Genomic DNA, 13108 nt, shown 5'->3' with positions numbered 1-13108 from the left:
GACGAGAAGAACGATACGCAGCGCGTAAGAAATTACGCAACGCGTTGTAGACCTCTTCACAAACCCTTGCGCCGTAAGTGAAGTTATGCTCCCGCTACATGTCCTTGGCGCCGTCCAGGATCGCCTGCCGCAGCCGCGGGTAGGTGCCGCAGCGGCAGATGTTCCGCAGCGTGTCGAGGTCGTGCTCGGTGATCTCCCGGCCCTCGGCGTGGACCTTCTTCACCAGGTCCACCGCGGCCATGATCTGGCCCGGCTGGCAGTAGCCGCACTGCGCGACGTCGTGCTCGAGCCAGGCCTTCTGCATCGGGTGCAGCTTCTTGCCCACGGTCTTGGGCAGGCCCTCGATCGTGGTGATCTCGTCGCCCGGCTTGATCTTCCCGACGGGGACCGAGCAGGGGTTGAACGCCCGGCCGTTGATGTGCGACGTACAGGCCTTGCAGACGTTGATCCCGCAGCCGTACTTCGGCCCGGTGATGCCGAGGACGTCGCGCAGGATCCAGAGAAGGTGCACGTCGTCGGGGGCGTCGACCGTGACCTTGTCGCCGTTGACCTTGAAGGTGTGCTTGGGCATCGGGGTGCTCCGATCAGTAGAAGGTCAGGCCGTTGGTGGGCGAGGCGGGGATCGGCGGGATGGTCGGCTTCACCTTGAAGAAGAGCGGCTTGTGGTGGTTGATCGGGAACGACGTCGGCATCTTCCCCATCGCCCGTCCGTACGCCGCTGCGACGGCTGCCGCCGCTGCCGGTACGCCGAGCTCGCCGGCGCCGCCCGGGTCGTCGCTGGTCGGCGGCATGATGATGACCTCGACCTTCGGCGGGACGTTCCACTCCCGCGTGTAGGCATAGTTGTCCCAGCTGGCCTCCTGGAAGTAGCCGTCCTTGAGGTGCAGCGAGGACGTGAGGACCAGCGCGATCGCGTCCATGATCCCGCCCATCATCTGGGCCTCGAGGCCGCGCGGGTTGACCGGCCGCCCGATGTCGACGGCGAAGACGACCTTGGTGACGCGCGGGCCGGTGACGGCGTCGCGGACCTTGCGGTTCATGGTCGCGGTGGTGCAGTCGATCTCGACCAGGCAGGCCGTGTGGGCGTGGTACTCGTTGTGGATCGCGATGCCCTGCGCGTGCCCGGCCGGCATCTTCCGGCCCCAGCTGCCCGCGCTCGCCACCTTGTCCAGCACCGCGACGCTGCGCGGGCTGTAGGCGAACTCCTTGCGGAAGGCGAGCGGGTCCTTGCCCACGAGCTTCGCGATCTTGTCGACCGTGAGCTCCCGCGCGACCGCGGCGTTGGGGGAGTAGATGTTGCGCATCGAGCCGGTGTTGAAGCCGGTCTCGACCTCGTTGAGCAGCTGCGTGGTGAGCCCGAAGTTGTAGTGGGTCGCCTGGCTCAGCGCGTAGACCGTCTCGGACCAACCCAGGTCGCCGACCGGCAGCTGCGCGGAGAGGCCGGTGATGATCTCGCCGAGTCCGTGGCTGAAGTCGGTCTTCACGCTGGTGTGCCGCTGCTCGTAAGTGAGCACGTTGCCGCCGAGCACGGTGGCACGGATCCGCGAGGTGGACATCGGGTGCACCCGTCCCTGGCGCGCGTCGTCGGCGCGGTGCCACATCAGGCGGACCGGTTTGCCCATCTTCTTCGAGGCCTCGGCCGCCTCGAGCGCGGCGTCGTAGAAGAGCTTGCGGCCGAACGAGCCGCCGCCCTCGGTGACGTGGACCTTGACCTTGTCGGTCGGCAGCCCGACCAGCTGGGCGACCCGCTCCTGGGCGGTGATCGGTGTCTTGAAGGAGCCCCAGATCTCGGCGGAGTCGGAGCGTACGTCGGCCACCGCGCAGTTGGTCTCCAGCGCGGAGTTGCCGGCGAACCAGAACGTGAAGGCGGTGTCCACGGTCTGTGCGAGGGCGGGGACGGCGGGTACGACGAGCGGCAGCTCCGCGCCCTTGAGCTCGTTCAGGATGTCGGCGTCGGACTTGGTGCCGATCGTCCCCGGGCCCCAGGTGACCTCGAGCGCGCGCACGGCGTCGATGCACTGGCCGAAGGTCCGCGCGCGCACCGCGACGCCGGTCGAGATCTCCACGACGTGCGTCACGCCCGGCATCGCCCGCACCGCGGCGGCGTTGTGGATCTTCACGACCTTGCCGTTGACCGTCGGCGGCCGGCAGACCATGGTCGGCTTCGCGCCCTTGATCTTCAGGTCCATGGCGTACTTCTTCTGGCCGGTGACCGCGAGGTGCGCGTCGACGCGGCTGTGCGGCTTGCCGATGACCCGGTAGGTGCTGGGGTCCTTGAGGGTGGCCGACGACGTGGAGGTCGACTGCGCCCGGGCGGCCACGGCCAGCGACCCGTAGCTGAGCCGCGCGCCGTCGGGTCGGACGACGTACCCGTTGCTGGTGCGGAGCGTCGAGGCGCTCACGCCCCACTTCTGCGCGGCCGCCTCGACGAGCCGCTGGCGGGCGATGGCGGCGGCGGTGCGGATCGGCACGTAGGTGGTGTACGTCGTGTTCGAGCCGCCGGTGATCTGGTTGTAGAGCAGCTCGGGGCGGGCCGGCGCCAGCGTCACCATCACGTGGCTCATCGGCAGGTCGAGCTCCTCGGCGATGAGCATCGCCGTCGAGGTGGTGATGCCCTGCCCGACCTCGGCCCGGGGGACCGCGAAGTGGGCGATCCCGTCGGTGTCGACGGTGAGCGTGATCATGTTCGCGGTCGGTGCGGCAGCGGCCTTCAGCAGGTCGCTGAGGTCGAACAGCTCCGCCGGACCCGCGACCGACGGCACGGCGGCCGCGGCGGGATCGCTCGCGACGGTCTCGTCGAGGCCGAGGCGGACCGCGACGGCGAGGGTCGGTGCGGCGACGAGGTAGCCGACGAACCGCCTCCGTCCGATCTCGCCGCTGGTCTGCTGGTCAGCGTCCTGGTCTTCGGGCAGCACGGTCGTCAAGGCAGCCTCCGAGGGGGTTCGGTGCGGGGAGCATGCAACCGGTGGTGTGACCGCGGTTACACCGGCAGCATAATCCGGCCTATGCCCGCGGTTCCTGGGGCCGGACCACAACACCCTTTGGACGGCTCTACGCTGCCCGGGTGGGTACGTCGCTCGTCGGTGAGATCGTCGTGGCGGTCGAGTCCGGGTTGGACGACCTCGTCGCGACCTCGGTCGACCGGTTCTGGGAGCAGGTGCCGGCGTACGCCGCCAACGCGGACCCCGAGCTGCGCGCCAACGTCACCACCCACACCCGCGCCATCTACGTCGCGGTCCTCGACACGCTGCGCGAGGGTCGCCCGGCGGTCCGCGAGGACTTTCCGATCACCGCCGAGCAGGCGACGCTGCGGCTGCAGGCCGGACTCGAGCTCGCCGACTTCCTGGCGGCGTTCCGGATCGGCCAGGTCACCCTCTGGGAGGGCGTCGTGGCGGCCGCCCGGGCCCCTCGGCTGCGCGATGCCGCGCTCGGGGTCGCGACCCACCTGATGCAGGTCATCGAGCTGGGGAGCACGGTCGCGAGCGAGGCGTTCCTCGCCGCGCAGCAGGCCGAGCTCGCCGAGGGCGACCGGGTGCGGCGCGACCTCGCGGAGGACCTGCTCGCCGGGCGCGAGCCCGCCGGCCCGCGCAGCGCCCTCGCGGTCTCGTGCGGCCTGGACCGCGCCACGTCCCTCGCGGTCGTGGTCGCCGTGCCGGACGCGCCGCTGCGCCCGGGGCAGAGCCTGCGGTCGGCGCTCGGCACGGTGCGGGCGGTCATCGGCGAGGACCGTGGCGTCGTCGTCATCCGCCAGGACCAGATCGTGGGCGTGCTGCCGGCGGCGGGCGACGGGTCGCGGGCGGTGCGGGACCTCAAGCGCGCACACGGCCGGCTCGGCCGACAGGGGCTGCGGATGGTGGTCGGGATGAGCACGGTGCACCACGGCCTGTCCGGCGTACCGGAGGCGTACCGGGAGGCCGTCGTGGCGCGTGACTCCCTCGACGGTGCCGCGGGCGTGTGTGCGCTGTCGATGCTCTCGACCCTGGACTACATGGTGCTGCGCGAGGATCCCACCGCGCGCCGGCTGATCCGCCCCGAGCTGCGCCACTTCGTCGAGGAGGACATCGCCCGTGGCGGCGGGCTGGTGCAGACGCTGATGGCGTACGTCGACAGCGACCTGAACGCGAAGACGGCTGCCGAGCGGCTGCACGTGCACGTCAACACGGCGTACTACCGGCTGGAGCGGATCGCCGAGCGCACGGGCTGCGACCTGCGGAACTTCCGTCAGCTGGAGGAGCTGGTGATCGCTGTACGGCTGCTCCATGCGGGGTGAACGCCATCCGGGCGCAATGGACGGATCGGCGCGTGAGGGCTGTCCGAGATCGACAGACTGGCGTTGGTGCGGTGACCGGTTCGGCCGGGAGGGTGGGGCGGTGAGCTCTGCACCCCGTGGCACCGTCTTCTCCCGTACCGCCCCCGACACCTCCGCTGTCGACCACGCCCTGGCCGGCGTCCGCGACGCCTGCTTCTGGTTGGAGGATGTGCCAGGTCGCGTCGCCTACCCGTCGCTGACCGGCGGCGTCACGACCGACCTGCTGGTGGTGGGCGGCGGCTACTGCGGCCTGTGGACCGCGGTGGTCGCCAAGCAGCGCGACCCGCAGCGGCGCGTCGTGCTCCTGGAGGCGGAGGAGATCGGCTGGGCCGCGTCGGGCCGCAACGGCGGCTTCTGCGCCGCCAGCATCACCCACGGCGAGGAGAACGGCCGCAACCGCTGGCCCGAGGAGTACGCCGAGCTCGAGCGGCTCGGCATCGCGAACCTCGACGCCATCGAGCAGACCGTGCGCGACTTCGCCATGGACGTCGACTGGGAGCGCACCGGGGACCTGGCCGTGGCGACCGAGCCGCACCAGGTCGAGGAGCTGCGGGCGAGCGGAGCCGAGCTGATCGAGGGCGACGACCTGCGCAAGCTGGTCAACAGCCCGACGTACCTCGCCGCGGTCCTCGACCCGGACGTCGCGATGGTGCACCCGGCCAAGCTGGCGATCGAGCTGGCGCGCGTGGCGACCGATCTCGGCGTCGAGATCTTCGAGCACAGCCGGGCCACGGGGATCTCCGCCTCCGGGAGGACGGGCTCGGTGCGGGTCTCCACCGCGCGCGGTTCGGTGACCGCCGATCGGGTGGCGCTCGCGACCAACGTCTTCCCGAGCCTGCTGCCGCGCTACCGGATGTTCACGATCCCGGTCTACGACTACGTGCTGATGACCGAGCCGCTGTCGGGCGAGCAGCTCGCCTCGATCGGCTGGGACGGCCGGCAGGGCATCGGCGACATGAACAACCAGTTCCACTACTACCGGATCACGAAGGACAACCGGATCCTGTGGGGCGGGTACGACGCCATCTACCGCTACGGCCGCAAGGTCCGCCCGGAGTACGAGGTCCGCCCCGAGACGCACCGCAAGCTCGCCGAGCACTTCTTCACGACGTTCCCGCAGCTGTCCGGGCTGCGGTTCACCCACCAGTGGGCGGGCGCCATCGACACCTCGACCCGGTTCTGCGCGTTCTTCGGCCTCGCGCTCCAGGGCCGGGTCGCGCACGCCGCCGGCTTCACCGGGCTCGGTGTCGGCGCCACCCGCTTCGGCGCGGAGGTCATGCTCGACCGGCTCGCCGGCCTCTCGACCGAGCGCACCCAGCTGGAGATGGTGCGCCGCAAGCCGCTGCCGTTCCCGCCCGAGCCGATCGCCTCGATCGGCATCCAGGCGACCCGGTGGTCGCTGGACCGCGCCGACCAGCGCGGCGGCCGGCGCAACCTGTGGCTGCGCACGCTGGACGCGCTGGGGCTGGGGTTCGACTCGTGACCCTGCCGCGGAGCGTGGACGCCCTCGCCGTGGCGGTGCCGCGCGGCGGGGAGCTGGACGTGGTGTCCGGCTCGCCCGCCGCGGGGGTGGTGGAGCTCGGGTCCTTCGGCGAGGTCGAGATCGGCATCTGGGAGATCACGCCCGGTGTCGTCCGCGACGTCGAGGCGGACGAGGTCTTCGTGGTGCTGTCCGGGGAGGGGACGGTGCGCTTCGCGTCGGGGGAGTCGGTGGAGCTCCGTCCGGGCGTCGTCGTCCGGCTGGACGCCGGAGAGCGGACCGAGTGGGAGATCCGCTCTCCGCTGCGGAAGGTCTACCTCGCCTGACCAACCAACCGGTGGTCGAGGAGGTTGCGCAGCAACCGTCGCGAGACCTCTCTGGTGCTCTACGGGGCTGGCCACGGGCGGCCGCACCGTAGCCCGTCGTGCCCCGGCGTCAAGGGTGTCTCCGGCATCGCTGCGCGACGCCTGCGGCGCCCTTGACCCCGGGTCCCTCACGACGGGCTTGGACGGCGCGGAGTCGGCACGGGCTTCGCCCGCGCCGCCGCTACGCGGCCGCCACGGGGGTGCGCTCGACCGCGCCGCTGGTCGAGGAGGTTGCGCAGCAACCGTCACGAGGCCCGGCGCCATGCTCTCGGGGCCGGTCGGTGGTGGTCGCGCCGCTACCGACTATGGGTCACTCGACCCATAGCCCGTAGGCGTCCGACCCTCACGTCCTGCGGTGGAACCGGACGTCGCCCGAGGCCAGCTTGGTCATCGTGTACCGGGTGTCGTGGGCCCGATGATGGTGGTGCGAGCAGAGCAGCACGCCGTCGGCGAGGTCTGTTCTGCCGCCTTCGGACCAGGGCTTCAGATGGTGCGCCTCCGTCCACGCCGCCGGAATCGAGCAGCCCTCGGCCCGGCAGCGTTTGTCCCGCAGACACATGGCCTTGCGCTGATGGGGTGCATAGAGGCGCCTACCCCGACCCAGGTCGAGGACCTCGGACTTCCCGCCGAGGACGGCGGGGATGATCTTCGCGGTGCACGCCAGGCGGCGGGCCTCGGATGCGGAGATGACGGTGCCGCCGAGCATCGCGGACCCGAGGTCATTGACCAGGGCCTCGTAGGGGAGGGTCACGATCACGGCCGTGGCGTCACCACCGTGGTCGGGCAGCCGGTTGGGGTCGAGGACCTCCAGCAGTCGGCAGAACGCCTCACCACGGGACCTGGACTTCGTCACGCGGGGTGAGTCCTCGGCGTCGAGGTAGGTGGCGAGCCGCTCGGCGATCGAGTCGGGGACCAGGGCGGCGATCTTCGTGGTCCCGTCGCCACGGCGTTGCAGCTTCACGCTGCACTTGTCGCGGGCGGCTTGTTCCTCACGTTCCAGTGCCTTGCCGAGCTCGGCCTCGGCGATGTCGGGGGCGACGACTTCGAGGATCTTGGTTCCGAGGACCCGCAGGTCGCGGGGGTCGTAGGTCTGGGCGAGGTTGATGAGGTGCTTCTCGGCGCGGGTGCGGGTGAGGTCGTCGACCTCGTCCGAGAGCTTGTCGATCGAGCGGATGATCACCCGCGCCTGCGCGGTGTTGACGGACCCGGCTCGCATGGCCGCTGCGGTGAGCGGGTGGGCGACGAGGTCGGCGGCGAGGTGGAGGTCGGCGCGAGCAGCGGTCGCCGTGATGTGGGTGGCGTGGGCGTACCAGGTGCCGGCGTCGCGGGCGGCGCGCTCCTCGGCGACATCACCCGCTGTCGCAAGGATCCGTAGCCGCAGCTCGGCGGCCTCGGCTTCGACCCTGGCCAGGGTCAGGAGAGCTGCTTCCTTGTCCCGGGTGCGGAGGTAGTCGGCCGACATCTCTGCGACTGACTTCAAGGCCTTCTCGAGGTCTCGTGCGCAGGCGAGGATCGGGTGGCAGAGCACCTGGTCCACGGTCATCGAGACTCCCGAGATAGAGCTGATCAACTCCTTCGATCATACACCTGTTCGAACAATTTCAGAAGGCATTTCGACAACAAATGCGCAGGTCAGGGCATGTTTTGTGGCGGCCGCGAAGCGGCGGCGCGGGCGAAGCCCGTGCCGACTCGGCTACGGTGCGGCCGCCAGTGACTGGCCCCGAAGGAAGCGGCAGTTGGTTTCGACACGCCGCTCGCTGGCGCTCGCGGCTACTCAACCAACGACAGCGAGGGGGCGACTCAACACGCCAGCGCCCCGACGACCTCCCGCAGCGCGGCGAGGTGGGTGTCGACGTGGTCGGCGGTGGTGGTGGGCCCCATCAGCGCCATGTTGTGGAACGGGGTGAGCAGGATGCCGCGGTTGACCAGGGCCAGGTGCACGTAGTCGTCGAGCTCCTGGTCGTGGGCCGCGTCGGCCTCGGTGCCGTTGCGCGGGGCGACCGGGGTGAACCGGTACTCCGCGCGGGCGCCGAGCTGGATGACGGTCCAGGGGACGTCGTACTCGTCGAAGACGGCCCGGACCCCGGTCGTGTAGCGGGTCGCCGTGGCGATCATGCCGTCGAACGCATCGTCGGTGAGCACCTCCGACAAGGTGGCGCGCACGGCGGCGAGGGAGACCGCGTTGCCGGCCATGGTGCCGCCGACGCCACCCATGTCGACGATGTCGAGGTCGGAGCGGCCCAGCACGGAGTCGGCGAACTCGGCGGAGACCCCGTACGCACCGGCCGGGACGCCGCCGCCGATCGCCTTGCCCACGACGACGATGTCCGGCTCCAGGCCCCACGCCCGCGTGCAGCCGCCCGGGCCGGCCGACAGGGTGTGCGTCTCGTCGATCAGCAGGAGGGCGCCGTACCGCCGCGTGAGGTCGCGTACGCCGTCCAGGTAGCCCGGCTCCGGCAGCACGATGCCGATGTTGGTCAGCGCCGGCTCCATCACCACCGCGGCGACGTCGCCGTGGGCGAGCTGCTCCTCGAGCCCCGCGAGGTCGTTGAACTCCGCCGCGCGCGAGGTCAGCGCCACGTCGACCGGCGCACCGACGTTGCCCGGACGCGACACCGATCCGCCACGACCGTCGGCGACGACGAGCGACTCGTCGACCGACCCGTGGTAGCAGTAGCTGTGGAACAGCAGCTTCGGCCGGCCGGTGACGGCTCGGGCCAGGCGGATGGCCCACCGGTTGGCGTCGGTGGCGGTGAGCGCGAAGTTCCAGCGGGTCAGCCCGAACCGGCGGGTGAGCTCGGCGCCGACCCACTCACCGTCCTCGGTCGGGAGCATGGCGGTCGCGCCGCCGATCTCCCCGAACCGCCGCTGGACCGCGTCGACGACCGGCTGCGGCGAGTGACCCGCCATCGCGGCGGTGTCGCCGAGCGAGAAGTCGAGGTAGCTGCGCCCGTCGAGGTCGGTGACGGTGTTGCCGCGCGCCGCCGCCAGGTAGAGCGGGAACGACGCCGGGTTCTTCATCATCCAGGTCATCGGCACCCGCCCGAGCAGGTGCTCGGCGCGGGCGTGGGCCGCCTGTGCGGCCGGGTGGTCGGCGACGTACGTCGCGAGCTCCTGCCGGATCAGCCCACCGAGCCGGCCGCGGTCGATCGAGGCGGCCATCAGCGCGCCACCCGCTGCCGGGTCCGGGTGACCTGGACCGGGTCGAGCTCGGGGATCGTCCAGTGGGCGGCCTTCTCGAGGCTGTCCTGCCGGGTGCCGCGGACGTGCTCGAGCGCGATGGTGCCGGCCCGGTCGGCGTCGCCGGCGGCGATCGCGCGGTAGAGCTCCTCGTGCTCCTGGCACTGCTGGCTGTCGTCGTCCTCGTGGGTGAGGTGGAAGAGCCACCGCACCCGCGCGTTGATGGGCTGCATCATCGACTGCAGCAGGGGGTTGGCCGACATCGCGATCACCGCCTCGTGGAAGCCCGCGTTGGCCGACGCGATCGCCCGGCCGTCGGACCGCGCGATCGCGTCCCGGGCCGCGACGAGCTCGCGCTGGGCCTGCGCCAGCCCGGCGCTGTCGCAGTTCTGGGCGGCCAGCCGGGCCGCCAGCACCTCGGTCGACTCGCGGACGTCGAAGAGGTGACGTACGTCGGCCGCGGTGAACGGCGCGACCATCGCGCCCTGCCGCGGCACGATCACCACCAGGCCCTCGACCTCGAGCCGCCGCAGCGCCTCGCGCAGGGGGATGCGCGAGATGGCCAGCTCGGCGGCGAGGTCGCGCTCCACGAGGCGCTGCCCCGGAGGCCGGCGCAGGCCGACGATCTGCTGCTTGAGCTCCTCGTAGGCCTGGGTGCTCAGCGAGCGTCCCGCCACGTCCTCGGTCACGTCGATCCTGTCGTCAGTGGTATTCCGCTAGCGCTCAGAGCGCCTCGATCGCGGCGGCTGTCGACGCGAGCATAGCCGCCTGGCCAGCCGTATCGCAGCGCCTCGGGTGAGGGGGTTCACAACGAAAGCCGACGGTGCTACGGTCCTCGCTCATTAACGGTATACCACTAAGGAGGCGAGCGGTGCGGCTGGAGAAGGTGACCGGTGTCCGGGTCCACGGACAGGGCGTGGTCGACGTCCTCGTGGAGGACGGACGGATCCGGTCCGTGGAGCCCACCCGCGGCGGTCGCTCCGACGCGAAGGACCTGGACGAGGCGGCCGTCGACGGCGCCGGTGGGCTGCTGCTCCCGACCCTGGTCGACGCGCACTGCCACCCGGACAAGACCACCTGGGGCGAGCCCTGGGTCTCCCGCATGCCGGCGGCCAGCCTCGAGGAGCTGATCGAGAACGACGTCCGGCTGCAGCTGTCGATGACCACGCCGGTCGCGACCCGCACGGCCCGCCTCATGGACCAGTACGTCGCCCGCGGCGCCCGTGCCCTGCGCGCGCACGTCGACGTGGCACCGGTCCACGGGCTCGGCAACGTCGCCGGCGTCGCCGAGGCGGCCGCGCAGCTGGTCGGGGTGCTCGACGTCGAGATCGTGGCGTTCCCCCAGCTCGGCATCCTGCGCACGCCGGGCACCGCGGCCCTGCTCCGCGACGCCGTGAGCGCGGGTGCGCGGCTCATCGGCGGCATCGACCCGGTGGGTCTCGACGGCGACCTCGCCGGCCACCTCGACATCGTCTTCGGGCTCGCCGAGCGGCTCGGCGTGGGCCTGGACATCCACTTGCACGACCGCGGCCGGGAGGGCATCGAGCAGGTCGAGGAGATCATCCGGCGCACCACGGCGCTCGGCATGCAGGGGCTGGTCACCATCGGCCACGCGTTCTGCTTCCACGACTGCCCGCCGGACGAGCTGCCCGCGTTGGCGGAAGCCACGGCCGCCGCCGGCATCACGCTGGCCACGGCCGCGCTCGGCGAGGACGGGATGATCCCCGTGGCCGAACTGCGGGCCGCCGGCGTACGCGTCGTGCTGGGGTCCGACGGCGTCCGCGACGCGTGGAGCCCCTTCGGCAACGCCGACATGATCGACCGCACTCACCTGCTCGCCTGGCACACCGGGGCCGTCACTGACGACGACCTCGAGACCTGCCTGGCGATTGCCGCCGAGGCCGGCGCCGACCTGCTCGGGCTGCCGCGCTCGGGCCTCGCCCCCGGGGACCCGGCCGACTTCATGCTCGTCGACGCGGAGAGCCCGGCACAGGCCGTCGTCGACCGCCCCGCCCCGCGCTGGGTGGCCCGGGCGGGCCGCCTCGTCGCCCGCGACGGCCGCGTCCTCGACAGCGCCCGCACCACCACCGTCACCACCCGCACGAGCTGAACCACCCGAGGAGACAACCCATGCGCAGCACCCTTGCCCGTTCCGCGGCGGCGCTCTCGGCGCTCTCGCTGACCCTGCTCGCCGCCGGTTGCGGCGGCTCCACCGCCGGCGCGGCACACCCGCAGCTCGACTTCAGCGACCTGCGGACCACGACGCCTGCCGGCACGCACGACGCCGGGACCATCACCTGGAACCTGCCCTACGAGCCGCTCAGCCTCGACCCGATCAAGTCCTTCAACTACGCGGAGAACACCGCGCTCGCCAACTCCTGCGAGAGCCTGCTGCGGGCCGAGCCCGACTTCAAGGTCGGCCCCGGCCTCGCGGAGAGGTGGACGAACCCCAACGCGACGACCTGGGTCTACACGCTCCGGCCGGGCATCACCTTCTGGGACGGCAAGCCGCTGACCGCCGAGGACGCGGCGTGGAGCATCGGCCGCAGCCTGGACCCGAGCTCGGGCAGCTACATCACCAAGTACTTCACGAACATCGCCTCGGTGACCGCCACCGGGCCGCTGCAGGTGACCGTCAAGCTCAAGCAGCCCGACGCGCTCCTCAACCAGTCGCTCGCGAGCCTGGCCGGCATCGTCACGGAGAAGGCGAGCACGCAGGCCGCCGGCGCCGACTTCGGTACGCCGGCACACCTGCCGATGTGCACCGGCCCGTTCGCGTTCCAGACCTGGAAGCCCGGCCAGTCGCTGACGCTGGTCCGCAACGACCACTACTGGGACCCCACGCTGAAGGCGGTCTCGTCCAAGCTCGTCCTCACCTTCGTCGCCGACGAGGCCACCTCCGTGCTCGCGCTGAGCAGCGGCAAGGTGGACGGCGAGTTCTTCTACCTGCCGCCGGCCGGTCTCGACACCCTGGAGGGCTCGTCGAGCCAGGGCAAGGTCGTCATGGGCGACTCGCTGATCTACTGGGCCCTCGTCGGCTCCGCGACCACCGGCCCGTACGCCGACCCGCGGATCCGCCAGGCGCTCTCCCTCGTGACCGACCGCAACGCGCTCGCCAGCACGGTGTTCCAGGGCGCGGCGATCGGGGCCAAGTCCCTGGCGGCGCCCGGCAGCTGGACCTACGCGAGGGGCGCCTTCCAGGCGGCGTACGACCAGCTGCCGTCGACCGACGTCAGCTTCGACGAGGCGAAGAAGCTGGTCGAGGAGGCGGGCTCGCCGAAGACGCCGATCACCATCGCCGTCCAGGGCAGCTCGGCGGTGCACGAGCAGACGGCGAACCTGATCCAGGCCTCCGGCCAGGCGATCGGGCTCAACGTGAGGATCAAGACGATCCCGGTCGAGCAGTACGGGAACCTCTACACCGACCCCAACGCGCGCAAGGGCATCGACGCCTTCCTCACGACGTACTACGGCGTGGCCGACCCGCTCGACTCCTACACGATGTTCGCGAAGGGCGACGACGCGAACTACTCCGACTACAACGACGTGAGCGACGAGGTGGCGGCCGCCCGCAAGGACCTCGACCCCGCGAGCCGGGCGGCGATGGTCGCGAAGATCCAGGAGAAGGTCGTCACCGACGCCGTCTGGACGCCGCTGGAGTTCCTGCCGGTGATCCTCTTCCAGGGCAACCGGATCACCGGCGCCACCGCGTCGTCCAACTACCTCTACTACCCGTGGGCCGCCCACATCGGCACGAAGTAGGGGGACGACCGC

10 protein-coding genes are annotated in these 13108 nt (G+C 71.3%); 5 read left to right on the top strand and 5 right to left on the bottom strand.

All coding sequences use genetic code 11. The features are described from left to right. Positions 1-94 precede the first annotated feature (94 nt). A complete protein-coding gene (locus ACYVAQ_RS12315; RefSeq protein ID WP_460789870.1) occupies positions 95-571 on the bottom strand; it encodes a (2Fe-2S)-binding protein in 477 nt (158 codons plus the stop codon). A 13-nt stretch (positions 572-584) separates the two neighbouring features. Next, positions 585-2915 (bottom strand): molybdopterin cofactor-binding domain-containing protein, encoded by a 2331-nt coding sequence (locus ACYVAQ_RS12310; protein WP_460790207.1) that lies wholly within the window; start codon positions 2913-2915, stop codon positions 585-587. Positions 2916-3064: 149 nt separating this feature from the next. Here ACYVAQ_RS12310 and ACYVAQ_RS12305 point away from each other — a divergent pair, with 149 nt between their 5' ends. From ACYVAQ_RS12305 to ACYVAQ_RS12295, 3 genes are all read left to right on the top strand, one after another. Next, positions 3065-4270: a PucR family transcriptional regulator gene (locus tag ACYVAQ_RS12305; RefSeq protein WP_460789867.1), complete on the top strand. Its 1206-nt coding sequence runs from the start codon at positions 3065-3067 to the stop codon at positions 4268-4270. Between the two features lie 100 nt (positions 4271-4370). Continuing rightward, entirely contained in the window at positions 4371-5792 is a 1422-nt protein-coding gene (locus ACYVAQ_RS12300; protein ID WP_460789865.1) for an NAD(P)/FAD-dependent oxidoreductase, read from the top strand. Next, positions 5789-6115, top strand: a complete 327-nt coding sequence (locus ACYVAQ_RS12295) for a cupin domain-containing protein (protein WP_460789863.1) — start codon at positions 5789-5791, stop codon at positions 6113-6115. The genes ACYVAQ_RS12300 and ACYVAQ_RS12295 overlap by 4 nt, the downstream gene beginning before the upstream one ends. A 382-nt stretch (positions 6116-6497) precedes the next feature. Here ACYVAQ_RS12295 and ACYVAQ_RS12290 read toward each other — a convergent pair whose 3' ends face one another. The 3 genes from ACYVAQ_RS12290 to ACYVAQ_RS12280 form a co-directional block, all read right to left on the bottom strand. Next, positions 6498-7697 (bottom strand): HNH endonuclease signature motif containing protein, encoded by a 1200-nt coding sequence (locus ACYVAQ_RS12290; RefSeq protein WP_460789861.1) that lies wholly within the window; start codon positions 7695-7697, stop codon positions 6498-6500. Between the two features lie 257 nt (positions 7698-7954). Next, positions 7955-9316 (bottom strand): transaminase, encoded by a 1362-nt coding sequence (locus ACYVAQ_RS12285; protein WP_460789859.1) that lies wholly within the window; start codon positions 9314-9316, stop codon positions 7955-7957. Continuing rightward, positions 9316-10023, bottom strand: coding sequence for a GntR family transcriptional regulator (locus ACYVAQ_RS12280; protein ID WP_460789854.1), 708 nt, complete (start codon positions 10021-10023; stop codon positions 9316-9318). Before ACYVAQ_RS12280 ends, ACYVAQ_RS12285 begins: the two co-directional genes overlap by 1 nt. 182 nt (positions 10024-10205) lie before the next feature. Here ACYVAQ_RS12280 and ACYVAQ_RS12275 point away from each other — a divergent pair, with 182 nt between their 5' ends. After that, complete coding sequence (locus tag ACYVAQ_RS12275) at positions 10206-11444, top strand: amidohydrolase (RefSeq protein WP_460789850.1); 1239 nt, start codon at positions 10206-10208, stop codon at positions 11442-11444. Between the two features lie 20 nt (positions 11445-11464). Then, a complete protein-coding gene (locus ACYVAQ_RS12270) occupies positions 11465-13096 on the top strand; it encodes an ABC transporter substrate-binding protein (protein ID WP_460789847.1) in 1632 nt (543 codons plus the stop codon). Positions 13097-13108 lie beyond the last annotated feature (12 nt).

The organism is Nocardioides maradonensis (genome assembly GCF_054777115.1).
Note: the sequence above shows the minus strand (reverse complement) of the source record. Positions and strands in the feature narration are given on the sequence as shown.

Bases quoted from the DNA above. Each gene is read 5' to 3' on its own strand.
- ACYVAQ_RS12315 (WP_460789870.1), bottom strand. From the start codon at position 571: ATGCCCAAGCACACCTTCAAGGTCAACGGCGACAAGGTCACGGTCGAC.
- ACYVAQ_RS12290 (WP_460789861.1), bottom strand. From the start codon at position 7,697: ATGACCGTGGACCAGGTGCTCTGCCACCCGATCCTCGCCTGCGCACGA.
- ACYVAQ_RS12285 (WP_460789859.1), bottom strand. From the start codon at position 9,316: ATGGCCGCCTCGATCGACCGCGGCCGGCTCGGTGGGCTGATCCGGCAG.
- ACYVAQ_RS12270 (WP_460789847.1), top strand. From the start codon at position 11,465: ATGCGCAGCACCCTTGCCCGTTCCGCGGCGGCGCTCTCGGCGCTCTCG.